The sequence below is a fragment of the Vibrio panuliri genome (assembly GCF_009938205.1).
Lineage (GTDB): Bacteria > Pseudomonadota > Gammaproteobacteria > Enterobacterales > Vibrionaceae > Vibrio > Vibrio panuliri.
This window is the reverse complement of record NZ_AP019654.1, coordinates 432,216-448,349: the sequence shown is the minus strand read 5'-3', so window position 1 is coordinate 448,349 and position 16,134 is coordinate 432,216. Positions and strand designations below refer to the sequence as shown.

Genomic DNA, 16,134 nt, shown 5'->3' with positions numbered 1-16,134 from the left:
TTGCATTTCTCACGTCACTATGGTCTTGGCAGCGTTTTGTAGTCCGGTAATTTTCGCACAGGGTCGAAATAGTTAAACAGCATCTCTTCTGCTTCCGGATAAAAGTCACATGGAACAAAGATGCTTCGAAGCCAATGACTACGTGGATGATAAAAGCTGAGCTCAGCAGCATGCAGGGCCAATCGGTCAGAACAGCTAAATGCTTCCCCCTCTGAGTAGAACTCATCACCGACTATGGGGTGTCCTAACGCCTGCATATGGACACGAAGTTGATGAGAGCGACCAGTGACAGGCAATAATCTTACGATAGTCGTTTTCTCTTCGTATTTCGCTACTTGAAAAAGCGTTTTTGACGGTTTCCCTGTCTCATAACACACTTTCTGTCTCGGCCTGTTTTCCCAATCACAAATCAGTGGAAACTCTAGCACACCTTCGCTTTGTTCAACATGTCCCCATACTCGAGCATAGTAAACCTTGTGCGTTAAACGGTATTGAAACTGCTTTTTCAGCGCACTCTCGGCACGCTTGTGCTTTGCTAGAACCATTAGACCTGACGTGTCCATATCAAGGCGATGAACGATCTGAGCATCAGGATGCGTTTCTTGTACGCGGCTCCAAGCACTGTCATGGTGCTCAGGTAAACGGCCCGGCACTGACAGTAACCCTGATGGTTTATTGATCGCTAGGATATGCTCATCTTCATAGACGATTTCAACCCAAGGTTCGCGAGGCGGGTTGTATTCCAGCATTGCCATGTTACTTACTCCAAGAGACGAGCGATAGACTTGTACCTATCGCTCGGTATAGCTGAGATTATTGGTGAGAAACCACGATCATACGCAGTGAGTCTAGTTGGAACTGCGCTTTGCTTATGTAACCCGTTAGCTCTTTGATTTGTGCATCAATCGCTTCAATCTCTTCGTCACGGATGTTTGGGTTGACCGCTTTCAACGCTTGAAGACGCTCTAGCTCACCGTTCAGGCTCACTTGCATCTCTTGCTGAGCTTGAACTCGAATCGCTTCAACTTTGCTTTCAACCAACTTATCGCCCGCACCAATAAGTTGATGGACTTGCGCTTGCACAGACGTTACCAACTTAGCCGCAATATGACGACCAACAGGGCTTAGCTGACGGTTAAAGCTTTCAAATTCCACCTGTTCAGAAAGATCGTTACCTTTACCATCTAACATCATGCGAATTGGTGTTTGTGGTAGAAAACGGCTGATTCCACTGCGTTTCGGTGCTTGTGCATCAACCTTGTAAACCAACTCAAGCAACATAGTACCGACTGGTAGCGCTTTGTTTTTCAATAGCGATACTGCAGCAGTGCCCACACCTTCACTCATCAACAAGTCAATGCCACCTTGGATCATTGGGTGTTCCCAGCTAATAAAGTGCATATCTTCGCGCGATAACGCAGTGTCACGGTCAAAAGTGATCGTCGCACCTTCGTATGGCAAACCTGGATAGCTAGGCACCATCATGTGACCAGAAGGAGTTACAACCAGTGCGTTTTCACCTTTGTCATCTTGATCCAAACCGATGGTATCAAACAGACTAAGCGCGAACGTCACTAGGTTGGTATCACCATCCGTCGCTGAAATTTTCTCAACAATCTCTTGTGCTCGCTCACCACCATTTGAGTGCATCTCAAGCAGACGGTCACGTCCTTGTTCAAGTTGCGCTTTGAGCTCTTTGTTCATTTGAGCGGATTCTTCAATCACCTCATCTAAACCTTCGCTAGTACCCGACGCCAAAATTTCAATCAAACGGTCAGAGAAGCGGTCGTATACCGCGCGTCCAGTTGGGCAGGTTTCTGCAAACGCATTCAAACCTTCATCGAACCAACGAGCCAAAATCGCCTGAGATGTACCTTCTAGGTACGGCACATGCACGTCGATATCACGACTTTGGCCAATACGATCCAAACGACCAATACGTTGTTCAAGTAAATCTGGGTTAAATGGCAAATCGAACATCACAAGTTGGTTCGCAAACTGGAAGTTACGACCTTCAGAGCCGATTTCACTACAGATCAATACCTGTGCACCGCCTTCTTCTTGAGCAAAGTAAGCCGCCGCTTTATCACGCTCAAGAATCGACATTCCTTCATGGAATACGGTCGCACGGATACCTTCACGCTCACGCAGTGCTTGCTCCAATTGCAGTGCTGTGCTGGCACGCGATGCAATCACCAAGATTTTGTCACTGCGCTTATCTTTGATTTTTTCTAATAGCCAGTTAACACGCGAGTCAAACTGCCACCAGCTTGAGTCTTCTCCTTCAAACTCTTGGAAGATCTCTTCTGGGTAAAGATTTTTCAATGCACGAGCTTCTGGACTCATCTTGCCACCGATCATGCCAGCAACACGCATTGACGTCGTGTATTGCTGAGGAATCGCCATTGGCAGTAGATGAACATTGCGGGTTGGGAAACCTTTGATCGCAGCACGCGTGTTACGGAACAACACACGACCAGTACCATGGCGATCCATTAGATTGTCAATCAGCTCTTGGCGCGCGGCAGCTTTTTCTGCCTCATCACTGTTGCTTTCAATAATGCGGAACAACGGCTCAACGTCTTGTTCTGATAGCAACTCAGTAATTTGGTTTTTCGCTTCATCAGGCAGTGCCTGACCAGAGAACAGCATGCTTACCGAGTCGGCAACAGGTGCGTATTGCTCTTCTTCTTTGACAAATGCTTGGTAATCGTAGAAACGGTCTGAATCGAGCAGACGCAGACGGGCAAAGTGACTCTCACGACCCAATTGCTCTGGAGTAGCGGTTAGCAGTAGAACACCCGGAGTGCGCTCTGCTAAACCTTCCACTACTTGGTATTCGCGGCTCGGTTTATCTTGGCTCCACTCAAGGTGGTGCGCTTCATCGACAACCAGCAGATCCCATTCACCTTCGAGTGCTTGGTCATAACGCTTGCGGCTTTTACGTAAGAAATCGAGTGAGCACAACACATATTGCTGAGTATCAAATGGGTTATCTGACTCAGCAAATGCTTCGATACAGCGTTCTTCATCAAAAATAGAGAAGTGCAGGTTGAAGCGACGCATCATCTCCACCAGCCATTGGTGCTGGAGCGTTTCAGGTACGACAATAAGGATGCGCTCAGCACGACCCGCCAACACTTGTTGATGGATAATCATACCCGCTTCGATAGTCTTACCTAGACCCACTTCATCAGCTAGCAATACGCGAGGTGCGTGACGGCGACCAACTTCATGAGCAATATAAAGCTGATGAGGGATCAAACCTGCACGCATGCCGCAAAGACCACGCATTGGGCTCTTATGTTGCTCATATTGGTTTTTTAGTGCTCGGTAACGTAAGACAAAGTTGTCCATGCGATCAATTTGCCCCGCAAACAACTTGTCTTGTGGCTTATTGAAACGAATTTGGTTGCTCAGCATGATTTCACGCAGAACCGTTTCCTCTTCGTTATCTTCACGTTGACCAACGTATGAAAGTAGTCCTTGCTCTTCAACCACTTGCTCCACTTTTAGCGACCAACCCTGCTGGCTTTCAACGACATCACCAACATTGAATATCACTCGAGTTACGGGCGCATCGCTACGGGCATATACACGGTTCTCTTCTGATGCAGCAAACATTAATGTTACTGTACGAGCATCCAATGCCACCACGGTTCCTAAACCTAGATCACTTTCCGTATCGCTAATCCAGCGTTGGCCCAAAGCAAATGTCATGAATCGACTACCTCATTTAATAAATCGTTTTTATATACAAGCAACAGAATGACAAAAGTACAAAGCCTCATCACCAGTTCCTTTCTCAGGATAACAATGACGCAATAGAGTTATATCAACGTTACTTGGGTATATTTTAGCTGCTCTCACGCCATTTCAAAGGCGGCTGACGGGGAAATTTAACGGTCAGCTTTGGCGCGGAAAAAGGTCGCTAATAGTACTCGAAGCTGTGACATTGGTCACGTGCCTAGCGCGCATTTCCAAACAAATTTTCAACCTATTTGCTCCTGACATCAAAGTGTAAGAAAGCAGTGGCACAACTAAAAACACTGATTGGATTAACCAAAGTTACACAGTAAAAGCCTATTTGCGCCGAAAAATCAGACCAACGCCCCCACTTACAGTCAGCGAGAATAAGGTTAACAAATGCAACTTTAACAAAATCAGGTATATACTTTTATTAACGCATGGGTGAAATGGATTTTTACTCTTTGCGCCACTCATGCGTATAAAAAGACGATCAATACGGGTTTGCTAGTTGGCTCTCCCGCTCGGTCAGACAACAGAGCGTTGAGTCCCAATTAAGCTAGCAAGCAGTTAGTCAGCCTCACAACAGTGAGCACTGCGCCGCTTAGCGGCAGGAGACGCTTATGGGTGATACGGACAGAAAACTCTTCGTTCTCGATACCAATATTCTACTTCACGAACCTTTCGCCATTTTTTCCTTTCAAGAACACGATGTGGTTATCCCCATGACAGTGTTAGAAGAGCTGGACCGAATTAAAGATAGTAAGCGCGATGTCGCTCGCGATGCTCGAGTTGCGATACGTGCATTAGAAGCCCTATTTAAAGATGCCACTCCGGATGAGATATCGGAAGGTATCCCAATCAGTCGCGACAAGGGAAGTACAGGTCACATCGCGATACTCGCCGATTTTGAACTGCAAGAGACCATCAAAGCGTTTGCCGATAAAGCGGGTGACAACCGTATTCTTAACGCAACGCTGTATTTACAAAACAAACGCGCTCCTCGAGAAGTCATTTTAGTCACCAAAGATATCAATATGCGTCTACGCGCGAAAGGTGCTGGCGTGCGGTTTGTTGAAGATTATCGTAGTGACCAATTAATTGACGATGTGCAGTACCTCACCAAAGGTTTTCAACAAATTGAAGGGGATTTTTGGTCGAATGTCGATCAAGTTGAAAGTAAAAACCTGGCCGGACGCACCTATCACACTCTGGCTCGAGAACCTTTTGAGCCCACCTACCTTAATCAATACGTGATTGATGACGACAGTGACTTTGTCGGGCGAGTCGCTCAGGTCGATGCTGACTCGATTACATTGCAAGATCTCAGTCGAGAGCGCCTAATGCATCGTCGGGCATGGGATATTACGCCCAAAAATATCTATCAGGCGATGGCGCTTGATGCCCTGCTTGATCCAGACATTGACTTAGTGATCCTCACCGGAGCGGCTGGTAGCGGAAAAACACTACTCGCACTGGCAGCGGCGTTGGAGCAAAACATTGAAAAAAACATGTTTGATAAAATCATCGTCACCCGAAACACACCCGATATTGGCGAATCGATCGGTTTTTTACCCGGCAGTGAAGAAGAAAAAATGCTGCCATGGCTAGCGGCGGTTACCGACACTCTCGAAGCACTGCATAAAAATGATCACTGTACGGAAGGATCCCTAAAATACATCTGTGACAAAGCCAACATTCAGTTCAAATCGATTAATTTTATGCGTGGTCGCTCTATTCAGAATGCCTTCGTGCTATTGGATGAATGTCAAAACCTAACGGCTTCACAAATCAAAACCATCATTACTCGATGTGGCGAAGGAACGAAGATCGTCTGTTCAGGCAACTTGGCACAAATAGACTCTCACTATTTAACCCCTGTCACCTCAGGTTTAACGTATATGGTAGAGCGCTTTAAGAACTTCGAAGGTAGTGCCAACATTCATCTCAATGGTGTGGTTCGCAGCCGCCTTGCAGAATATGCCGAAGAGAATCTCTAACGCCCAACGGTGACTAATTAACTAACAATGGTGAATTTATATATTAAATTCACCATTTATTTAAAAATAATTATTCACAAAAAGGCCATTTTTATGTTTTACTACCTTTATGGTTTATCACACTCAAGGATTAGAGTATGGCGTTCAATCTTCGCAACCGTAATTTTGTTAAATTACTCGACTTCACACCAAAAGAGATCCAGTTTTTACTCGATCTTTCTGCCGATCTAAAAATGGCTAAGTACTCAGGTACAGAACAACCTAAATTGCAGGGAAAAAACATCGCACTGATCTTTGAGAAAGCCTCCACCCGAACTCGCTGTGCGTTTGAAGTCGCCGCATTCGATCAAGGTGCACAAGTCTCTTATATCGGCCCCTCAGGGTCGCAAATTGGCCATAAAGAATCGATGAAAGACACCGCACGTGTTTTAGGACGTATGTACGACGGCATCGAATATCGTGGGTTTGGCCAGCCAATTGTCGAAGAGTTAGCTGAACATGCTGGTGTACCAGTGTGGAATGGTTTGACGGATGAGTTTCATCCCACACAAATTTTGGCTGATTTTCTGACGATGCTTGAACACGGACAAGGCAAGCAGTTGTCTGAGATTAGCTTTGCTTACCTTGGTGACGCGCGCAATAACATGGGGAACTCATTGATGGTTGGGGCAGCCAAAATGGGGATGGATATTCGCCTCGTCGCGCCACAGCAGTTTTGGCCAGAGCAAGAATTGGTCACAACTTGTCAATCTATCGCCAAACAGACAGGGGCCAAAATAACGCTGACTGAAAGTGTTGATGAAGGCGTGCAAGGCTGCGACTTTTTATACACCGATGTGTGGGTATCGATGGGCGAAGCTCCAGAGGCATGGGATGAGCGTGTCGCGCTGATGACACCTTATCAAGTGAATATGGACGTAATCGCCAAAACGGGTAACCCACAGGTCAAATTTATGCACTGTCTACCCGCTTTCCACAATGATGAAACAAGCGTGGGCAAAGAAGTCGCAGAAAAATATGGCATACAAGGCTTAGAGGTGACCGAAGAGGTGTTTGAATCGCCGTACTCGATTGTGTTTGATGAAGCGGAAAACCGTATGCATACGATTAAAGCCGTCATGGTTGCGACACTAGGCAACTAAAAAGCAACGTTGTTCACTCTAAAAGCGCTAAGTAATCGCTTGCGCTCGACAATCTTCTGCGTATAATGCACGACAATTTGTCTGGAGGTTGTAAAAAATGCCACGTAATTCGTGTTCTACAATGCGCTTTACTTACGGTGAGCTAGCAAGCTTACTGGCTGCTTATTTTACACTTTCCATCAGTTTTTAAAGCCTCCCTATTGGGGGGCTTTTTTATTGCCTAAATTTTAGTTTTTCTAGTCAGATAGGGATGACGATTATGACCAACACGCTTTACAACAAGCACATCATTTCGATTCCAGAGCTATCACGTACAGAGCTCGAGTTAATAGTTCAAACCGCCGGCCAGCTTAAAGCTGAACCCAATCCAAATCTGATAAAAAATAAGGTGGTAGCAAGCTGTTTCTTTGAACCATCCACACGTACTCGTCTTTCATTCGAGACTGCCATTCAACGCATTGGTGGCGATGTGATTGGTTTTGATAATGCTGGAAATACCTCGCTGGCGAACAAAGGCGAAACCCTAGCAGACTCTATTCAGGTTATTTCTACCTATGTCGATGCGTTTGTGATGCGCCACCCGCGCGAGGGAGCCGCGCGCTTAGCTTCTGAGTTTTCTAATGGCGTACCCGTTATCAACGCTGGCGATGGGGCCAACCAGCACCCGACACAAACTCTACTAGACCTATACACCATCTCGGAGACACAAGGTCGCTTAGACAATATCAATATCGCCTTTGTCGGTGACTTAAAGTATGGGCGTACCGTCCATTCACTGACTCAAGCCCTTGCGAAGTTCAACAATGTTCGTTTCTTCTTTGTCGCACCGGAAGCGCTCGCAATGCCTGACTATATTTGCGAAGAGTTAGACGAAGCCAGCATTGAATACAGCTTGCATACCGATATGGAAAGCGTGATTCCAGAACTGGATATTCTCTACATGACACGCGTGCAAAAAGAACGTTTTGATGAGTCAGAGTATGCCCACATTAAATCTGCCTATATTTTGACCGCGTCAATGCTGGAAGAAGCTCGCAGTAATCTTAAAGTGCTACATCCACTACCACGTGTTGATGAGATCACGACAGATGTCGATAAAACCCCCCATGCTTACTACTTCCAACAAGCTGAAAATGGCGTATATGCCCGTCAAGCCTTGTTAGCTTTAGTTTTAAATCAATCACTGTAATCGAGGGAGAATCATTATGGCTAAAGAAACTCAATTGCAGGTTGAAGCAATTAAAAACGGTACGGTCATCGACCATATTCCCGCTCAAGTTGGTATTAAAGTACTGAAACTATTTAGCATGCATAAAAGCAAGCAACGCGTGACGATTGGCTTAAACCTGCCGTCATCCGCATTGGGGCATAAAGACTTACTGAAAATCGAAAATGTTTTTATCAGTGAAGAGCAAGCAAGCAAACTTGCCCTGTATGCTCCGCATGCGACAGTCAACCAGATCGAAAATTATCAAGTGGTTAGAAAGCTTGCACTGACGTTACCAGAACGCGTTAACAATGTGTTTGCGTGCCCAAATACCAACTGTATTACTCATGGCGAACCCGTTGAAAGCAGCTTTAAAGTGTTTGAGAAAAACCACGACGTGCGTTTAAAGTGCAAATACTGTGAAAAAGTGTTCTCTCGCGAAATCGTGACTGAGCGTTAAGCCAATTTTCGCTACGCCATCACATTGCTTAAAAATACCTCACTATTGTGGGGTATTTTACTCTTTACCGTACGGTAATTCACAGGCACACTAGTAGTTCAAACCCTTTGTTTTTTAATGAGATAATTAACATGACAAAAGTACTTCATACAGAATCGGCACCTGCCGCAATCGGTCCTTACGTTCAAGGTGTAGACTTAGGCAACATGGTGATGACCTCAGGACAAATCCCGGTTAATCCTGTTACAGGTGAAGTTTCTGCCGACATCCGCCTGCAAGCTCGCCAATCTTTAGAGAATGTAAAAGCCGTGGTTGAAGCTTCTGGCCTTGGTGTTGCGGACATTGTGAAAATGACCGTGTTTGTCAAAGATCTGAATGATTTTGGTGCGGTTAATGAAGTGTATGGCGCCTTCTTCGACGAACACGATGTGACTCACTACCCTGCTCGTTCTTGTGTCGAAGTCGCTCGTCTACCAAAAGATGTCGGCATTGAAATTGAAGCGATTGCTATACGTAAATAGCATCCAAAATAAAGGCGAGCATCCAGCTCGCCTTTTTAACCTTAGCGTTCATGCCATCAGCTATTTAAAGCCTTTCACCTTTTTGATCAAATCGTAAGCATTTTGAATCTCTTGTGATTTTTCTTTCGCCACGTTCATCATCTCTGGTGGTAAACCTTTCGCCATTAGCTTATCTGGATGGTGTTCATTCATCAGTTTACGGTGAGCACGCTTAACGGTTTTAGCATCGGCATCTTCATCGACCCCCAGTACTTTATAAGCATCACTCAGTTGGCTGGCAGAAGAAGCTTGTTGCCACTGGCCTGATTGCTGCTGACCGCCCCCATGAGCGCCAAAACCACCTCGTTGAAAACGAAAGGCCGCTTCTTGCATACGCAGGCGCTGTTCCAATTGCTGCGCAGAAAAACCTAATCGCTGAGCGACACGATGCAATAAATCGCGCTCACTTGGATGAATTTCACCATCGGCAAACGCTGCTGAAATCTGTAGCTCTAAAAAAAACTGCAGTAAATCAAAACGTCCGCCGGATGAAATTTTGACGCGTTCAAGCACTGAATCGAGCGGAAAGTCGGCTGATTTACCCTCTCGAAAGGCATCCTGCGCGGCTTTACGTTGCTCACCATGTAAGTTCATTCGATCCATCATCGCACTCGCTAACTGGATCTCTTCAGGCGTCACTTGACCTTTAGCTTTAGCTAGATGCCCCATGACTGCGAATGCAGCTTTGAAGAACTCATCTTGTTTCTGAGCCTGACTAGGACCATGACTAAAAGGCGAGGAGTTAAAACCAGCTTGGCTAAGCCGACGAGCTTTATCGAACTGATGGCCAAGGAAAAGACCAAATAGTGCGCCAAACAGCCCACCAAACAGAAAGCCAAAAAAAGTACCGAGAATTTTGCCAAAAATATGCATTATGTGCTCTCAATCTATGAATTTTATCATCGTTACGCGGTCTGATAGTGCCGGATGGTTTAAATTCCTTTATGATAAAGACCGTTTTTTCTTTGTTCGGTTGTCTATTCACCGAATTTATCAAGTTCAACAGGATAGTAAAACTCGATGTCACGTTTTCCACGTACGTTACTAGCCGCTTCAATCAGTGCTGCGTTTTTTGCGCCTCAGATTCAAGCAAATGAAACCGTAGTAGACGCTAGTGTGCAGGAACTGCCCGCTATAGATCAATGCTTGATCGACCAACCAGAAGCAGAAAATCCAAATCAGCAGCCAATTACGGTTGAAGCTGACAGCCTTGAAGGTGTCAACGGTGACAAAGCCACTTATAGCGGTAATGTCGTTGTGGTACAAGGCAAAAAGCGCATGAAGGCTGATAGTGTCACTTTGCACCAACAAGATAACGTTGTGGTGGCTGAAGGCAACGTTGTATTCAGCGATGGCGCGGTAAAAACTGTTTCTGACAAAGCAGTCAACAACCTAAACACCGAGTATGTTGAGCTGAACAATACCAAGTATCAATTCTTATGTGAGCCAGGGCGTGGTGAGGCGGTTTATGTCTCCAAAACTGGTAAAGCGATGTACGAAATTGAAGATGGTTCGATTACTTCTTGCCCTGAGGGTGACAACTCTTGGCAAATGAAAGCGTCCAGTATTGAAATCGACCAAAACGAAGAAGAAGCCACATTTTTTAATCCACGTTTTGAAATACAGCGCGTACCGGTTTTCTACTTACCTTACCTAACTGTGCCTATTGGTGATACACGTAAGACGGGCTTCCTTTACCCGACAGCGTCCTACGGTTCGAGTGACGGTATTGAGTTTGAAGTGCCAATTTATTGGAACCTAGCGCCAAATTACGATTTGGCAACCACTCTGAAATATATGGAAGCGCGTGGCACACAGTTAAATAGTACCTTCCGCTACCTCACCTCATTTGGACAAGGTGAGGTTGAGTCAGAGTATCTGCCTGATGATAAAAAACACCCAGAGAAAGGTGATCGCTGGGCGATGCAATACACCCACGATGGCATCTATCAGCAGAACTGGAAGTTCCATATTGATTACTCCAAAGTCAGTGATATCGATTACTTTACCGATGTAGATTCAAACATCGGTAAGCGTGAAGATGGTCAATTGATTCAAGAAGGCGAATTCCAGTACCGTACAAGGAACTGGGACGCAACGTTGTTGGCGCGAGATTTTCAAGTACTGACCGAAGCGGGTAACCTGCCGTATCGTATCTTGCCGCAGTTGTCGTTTAACTATTACTCGCCAGAAATTGCACCCTATATAGATTTTGATGTTATCAGCCAAGTATCACGTTTTGATACCGATGATAAAACCAAACCATCGGCAACTCGTGTGCATGTGGAACCGGGGATTACGATACCAATCCATAGTACTTGGGGTTCTTGGACCACAGAAGCGCGTATTTTAGGCACTCACTATCAACAAGACTTAGATGGGGTTGATACCTCATTTAGAGATACTGATGGTGATGGTAAAAATGACAATTCCACCTATGGCCTAAAAGAAAACGTAACTCGCGTTATTCCTGAGTTCCGCAGCCATGCAGGTTTAGTGCTGGAACGCGACGCTCACGTACTGGGCAACTACACCCAAACCCTTGAGCCGCAAATTCAGTACCTATATGTACCGAAAGAAGATCAATCAGATATCTTTTTGTACGATACAACCTTACTGCAAACGGACTACTATGGTTTGTTCCGCAGCCGTAAGTTTAGTGGTGTTGACTATATCGCACCGGCCAACCAGTTTAGTTATGGTGCCTCCACTCGCTTCTTTGATGATGAGTACAAAGAGCGTTTAAATATCTCGTTTGGTCAAATTTTCTATCTTGACCGTTCGACCAAAAATTCAGTTTCAACACCATCTGAAGATGAATCAACCCGCTACTCTGCATGGTCGATTGAAATGGACTTCAACTATGATGATTATCTCTTCTACCACGGTGGTGTGCAGTACGACATTGACTCAAGCGAAATGCAAGTCGCTAACAGTACCTTGGAATATCGAATCGCTGACGGCTACCTACAGGGTAACTACCGCTATGTTACCGAGAGTTATATCCAACAGACTGTTGACTTAAATAGTATTGCTGGTGATGGTGGTATTAACAGCATAACACGCAAAGGGATTTCTCAAGCGGGCTTACTTGCTGGCTATACCTTCTCACCAAACTGGAATGCGAGTGCGCAATATTTCTATGACCTCACGACCAGTCAGGCGATCGAATGGCTAGCGCGCCTCAACTATATTGATGACTGTTGGTATATTGGCTTTACCTACACCAACCAGTTACGCGGTTGGAAGCCAGATTTTTCAAGCTATCCGAACGCAGAAGCTGAATACGAAAATAACTTCAGTATCAACTTCGGTATTGTTGGCTTTGGTACCAATATGGGTACGGATTCTGATGATGGTGGCAACTCTCTTGGCTATGGCCGCCCGTTCTTCCTAAACAACTAATTTTTTCGCCAGCCGTTAGGCTGGCAAACATCGAAGGGTTATTGATGAAAATTTGGAACAAAGCGCTGCTTACCCTTGTAGCGGCATGCCATATCGGTGTTGCTAACGCTAATGTGGTTGAAATGGACAAAGTTGCCATCATTGTTAATGATGGCGTGGTACTACAAAGTGATATCGATAACGCACTAAAAACACTGGCAATTAACGCACAAAAAAGCGGCCAGTCGCTCCCAGCTAAAGATGTCTTAATCGGACAGGTTGAAGAAAAACTCATTCTAGAGACTATTCAACAACAAGAAGCCGAGCGTATCGGTGTTCGAGTTGACGATACCCGTCTTAATGCTGCCATTGAAGATATTGCTAAAAGCAACAATCAAAGCGTTGAACAGTTGATTGCCTCGCTTACTGTCGAAGGCATCACCTACCCTGAATTTCGCGAGCAGATTCGCAAAGAGATTGCGGCAAGTGAAGCTCGTAATACTCTAGTGCGTCGCCGTGTCAATATCTTGCCAGCTGAAGTCGATAACCTAGCTGAAGTTTTGGCAAACGAAACCAATGCAACGGTTCAATATAAAATTGGGCACATTCAACTACGCGTTAACGACGGTGAAGATAAAACCAAAGTCCAACAACAAGCCAATGAATTAGTCGAGCGCCTCAAACAAGGTGAAGACTTTGAAACTTTGGCATACACCTATTCAAAAGGGCCTAAGGCACTACAAGGTGGTGATTGGGGTTGGATGCGCAAAGAAGAAATGCCGACCATTTTCGCCGATCAAATCAAGTTGCAAAATAAAGGAAGCATCATCGGTCCATTTAGCAGCGGCGTCGGCTACCACATCCTTAAAATTGAAGATGTTAAGGGTTTAGAGACCGTCGCAGTAACAGAAGTGAATGCGCGCCATATCTTGATCAAACCGACCGTCATTTTAAGCGATGAAGGGGTGCAAAATCAGCTAAACGAAATCATCCGCCAGGTAAAAGCGGGTGAAGCAACTTTCGGTGAACTCGCTCAGCAATACAGTCAAGACCCTGGCTCTGCGGCACAGAATGGTGAGCTGGGCTATCAAACTTCGGATCTATATGTACCTGAATTTAAACACCAAGTTGATACCCTACCGGTTGGCCAAATCAGCGCGCCATTTAAAACCGTTCACGGGTGGCATATTGTTGAAGTGTTAGATCGTCGCGAAGTTGACCGTACTGACTCTGCAATGAAAAACAAAGCTTACCGAATTTTGTTTAATCGCAAGTTCAATGAAGAAGTCAGCGCTTGGTTACAAGAAATTCGTGCCGGCGCCTATGTTGAACTGGTAAAGGATCAGCAAAATGACAATTAAACGTATCGTTGTAACCGCCGGCGAACCTGCTGGTATTGGCCCAGATTTAGTCCTCGCTCTGTCTAAAGAGGCTTGGGATCATCAAATTGTTGTCTGCGCCGACAAAAACATGTTGGCACAACGTGCCGATTTATTGGGTATTGAGGTGGAACTAGTCAATTACGATGCTTCACAGCCGATTACCCCTCAACAAGCTGGCTCTTTGATTGTTGATCATATTCCAGTTGCGCATGCAGTGAAGGCTGGCGAACTAAACGAAGCGAATGGGCACTATGTTTTGCACACACTTGAGCGCGCAACCAATGGTTGTATGACAGGTGAGTTTGATGCTGTAGTCACCGGCCCTGTGCACAAAGGGGTCATTAACCGCGCTGGTGTGGCATTTAGCGGACACACTGAGTTCTTTGCCGAAAAATCCAATACCCCATTGGTAGTGATGATGCTTGCCACTGAAGGACTTCGAGTGGCATTGGTGACCACACACCTTCCATTGGCGTACATTCCTCAAGCCGTTACTGCAGAGCGACTAGAAAAGATCATTGATATTTTACATACCGATCTAGTAGAAAAATTTGCTATTCGTCAGCCAAACATCTATGTTTGCGGGCTTAATCCTCACGCAGGGGAAGATGGCTGCTTAGGCAGAGAAGAAATTGAGACCATTACGCCAACTTTAGAGCGTATGAAGCTGGAAAAAGGCATCAACTTGATTGGTCCACTTCCTGCTGACACCATCTTTAATGAAAAGTACTTACAAGATGCAGACACCGTCTTAGGCATGTATCACGACCAAGTACTTCCCGTGCTAAAATACAAAGGATTTGGCCGTTCAGTGAATATCACACTGGGCCTACCATTTATTCGGACATCGGTGGACCACGGTACAGCACTTGATCTTGCTGGTACAGGTTCAGCAGATACAGGGAGCTTCCGAACAGCACTGGCGTACGCAATAGATTTAGTAGAGAAGAAACAATGAGAAATGATGTCCATTTAGGACACAAAGCGCGTAAACGTTTTGGTCAAAACTTCCTAAACGACCCTTATATTATTGATGGCATCGTTTCTGCCATCAATCCAAGACCAGGTCAAAACTTGGTTGAGATTGGACCAGGTCTTGGTGCGATTACCGAGCCTGTTGGTCGTGAAGTCGATAAGTTTACTGTGATCGAACTTGACCGTGACTTAGCGGAGCGTTTACGTAACCATCCAGATTTAGCCGATAAATTAACCATTCATGAAGGCGACGCGATGCGCTTCGACTTTACTCAACTGGTTAAGCCAAACAACAAATTGCGTATTTTCGGTAATCTACCTTACAACATCTCGACGCCATTGATGTTCCACCTGTTTGAATTCCATGCGGATATTCAAGACATGCACTTTATGTTGCAAAAAGAAGTGGTTAATCGTCTAGCCGCAGGACCTGGCAGCAAAGCCTATGGCCGCCTTACGGTTATGGCTCAGTACTACTGTAAGGTGGTACCTGTACTAGAAGTACCACCAACCGCTTTTGTGCCGCCACCTAAAGTCGACTCAGCAGTTGTACGATTGGTGCCATATGAAACGCTACCACACCCAGCAACCAGCTTAAAATGGCTTGAGCGAGTGTGCCGTGAAGGCTTTAACCAACGTCGTAAAACCGTACGTAACTGCTACAAAGCACTAATGAGTGCCGAGATTTTGGAAGAGCTTGGGGTAAACCCAGCGATGCGTCCAGAAAATCTCACCTTAGAGCAATTTGTGGCAATGGCAAACTGGCTAGATGCCAACAGCAGCCATAACGCATAAATCAACCCCAAGGGCGCATTCGCGCCCTTTTGTTTATATCAATCTAGAGAAGTCGAAGTGATCTTTTTTAATTGGTATGCTTATACGAGGAGTCTATATGGATGTCTTACAACCTTGTATCAAAGTCCAAGTCCACAGTCGCTATATCGCAGAACAATCCGACCCTGCGGCAAAACGCTATATCTTTGCTTATCTAGTGACGATCAAAAACCTCAGCACCGAGACGGTTCAGCTCATTAGCCGCCGCTGGTTGATAACCGATGCTAACGGTAAACAAGTGTCGGTTGAAGGCGAAGGTGTGGTTGGACAGCAACCATTTATCCAAGGCAATGACGAATACACCTACACCAGCGGCACTGCAATAGAAACACCGGTCGGGGTGATGCAAGGTCAATACATTATGCTCGATGCCAGCGGTAAAGAGTTCGCAGCCGAAATCGAACCATTTCGTCTCGCTATCCCCAACGTACTCAATTAGGAAA

At 45.6% G+C, this 16,134-nt stretch carries 13 protein-coding genes; 10 read left to right on the top strand and 3 right to left on the bottom strand.

Annotated elements, in window-relative coordinates; all coding sequences use genetic code 11:
* Positions 1-17 precede the first annotated feature (17 nt).
* On the bottom strand, positions 18-755 hold the full coding sequence (gene rluA / locus GZK95_RS02170; RefSeq protein ID WP_075709821.1) for a bifunctional tRNA pseudouridine(32) synthase/23S rRNA pseudouridine(746) synthase RluA: 738 nt from the start codon (positions 753-755) through the stop codon (positions 18-20).
* A gap of 58 nt (positions 756-813) precedes the next feature.
* Positions 814-3,720, bottom strand: a complete 2,907-nt coding sequence (gene rapA, locus GZK95_RS02165) for an RNA polymerase-associated protein RapA (RefSeq protein WP_075716293.1) — start codon at positions 3,718-3,720, stop codon at positions 814-816.
* A 650-nt stretch (positions 3,721-4,370) separates the two neighbouring features.
* On the opposite strand from rapA, the gene GZK95_RS02160 reads away from it, so the two are divergent.
* From GZK95_RS02160 to GZK95_RS02140, 5 genes are all read left to right on the top strand, one after another.
* Entirely contained in the window at positions 4,371-5,747 is a 1,377-nt protein-coding gene (locus tag GZK95_RS02160; RefSeq protein ID WP_151148872.1) for a PhoH family protein, read from the top strand.
* 137 nt (positions 5,748-5,884) lie between these two features.
* Positions 5,885-6,889: an ornithine carbamoyltransferase gene (locus tag GZK95_RS02155; protein WP_075713925.1), complete on the top strand. Its 1,005-nt coding sequence runs from the start codon at positions 5,885-5,887 to the stop codon at positions 6,887-6,889.
* Between the two features lie 259 nt (positions 6,890-7,148).
* Complete coding sequence (pyrB, locus tag GZK95_RS02150) at positions 7,149-8,078, top strand: aspartate carbamoyltransferase (RefSeq protein WP_075713927.1); 930 nt, start codon at positions 7,149-7,151, stop codon at positions 8,076-8,078.
* A 16-nt stretch (positions 8,079-8,094) separates the two neighbouring features.
* Positions 8,095-8,556 carry an aspartate carbamoyltransferase regulatory subunit gene (gene pyrI / locus GZK95_RS02145; protein ID WP_075709816.1) on the top strand — a complete coding sequence of 154 codons (462 nt, stop codon included), beginning with the start codon at positions 8,095-8,097 and terminating at the stop codon, positions 8,554-8,556.
* A 131-nt stretch (positions 8,557-8,687) separates the two neighbouring features.
* Positions 8,688-9,077, top strand: coding sequence for a RidA family protein (locus GZK95_RS02140; protein ID WP_075713929.1), 390 nt, complete (start codon positions 8,688-8,690; stop codon positions 9,075-9,077).
* Positions 9,078-9,137: 60 nt separating this feature from the next.
* Here GZK95_RS02140 and djlA read toward each other — a convergent pair whose 3' ends face one another.
* The gene (gene djlA / locus GZK95_RS02135; protein WP_075709814.1) at positions 9,138-9,989 is read right to left on the bottom strand and encodes a co-chaperone DjlA; all 852 of its coding nucleotides are present in this window, start codon (positions 9,987-9,989) and stop codon (positions 9,138-9,140) included.
* 147 nt (positions 9,990-10,136) lie between these two features.
* Between djlA and lptD the strand changes: the two genes are divergently transcribed.
* The 5 genes from lptD (at position 10,137) to apaG (ending at position 16,130) form a co-directional block, all read left to right on the top strand.
* The gene (lptD, locus tag GZK95_RS02130) at positions 10,137-12,521 is read left to right on the top strand and encodes an LPS assembly protein LptD (RefSeq protein ID WP_075713931.1); all 2,385 of its coding nucleotides are present in this window, start codon (positions 10,137-10,139) and stop codon (positions 12,519-12,521) included.
* Between the two features lie 44 nt (positions 12,522-12,565).
* Positions 12,566-13,861, top strand: a complete 1,296-nt coding sequence (gene surA / locus GZK95_RS02125) for a peptidylprolyl isomerase SurA (RefSeq protein WP_075709812.1) — start codon at positions 12,566-12,568, stop codon at positions 13,859-13,861.
* Positions 13,851-14,840, top strand: coding sequence for a 4-hydroxythreonine-4-phosphate dehydrogenase PdxA (pdxA, locus tag GZK95_RS02120; RefSeq protein WP_075713933.1), 990 nt, complete (start codon positions 13,851-13,853; stop codon positions 14,838-14,840). Before surA ends, pdxA begins: the two co-directional genes overlap by 11 nt.
* Positions 14,837-15,652: a 16S rRNA (adenine(1518)-N(6)/adenine(1519)-N(6))-dimethyltransferase RsmA gene (gene rsmA, locus GZK95_RS02115; RefSeq protein ID WP_075709810.1), complete on the top strand. Its 816-nt coding sequence runs from the start codon at positions 14,837-14,839 to the stop codon at positions 15,650-15,652. Before pdxA ends, rsmA begins: the two co-directional genes overlap by 4 nt.
* Positions 15,653-15,749: 97 nt before the next feature.
* On the top strand, positions 15,750-16,130 hold the full coding sequence (gene apaG / locus GZK95_RS02110; protein ID WP_075709809.1) for a Co2+/Mg2+ efflux protein ApaG: 381 nt from the start codon (positions 15,750-15,752) through the stop codon (positions 16,128-16,130).
* The last annotated feature ends 4 nt before the right edge of the window (positions 16,131-16,134 follow it).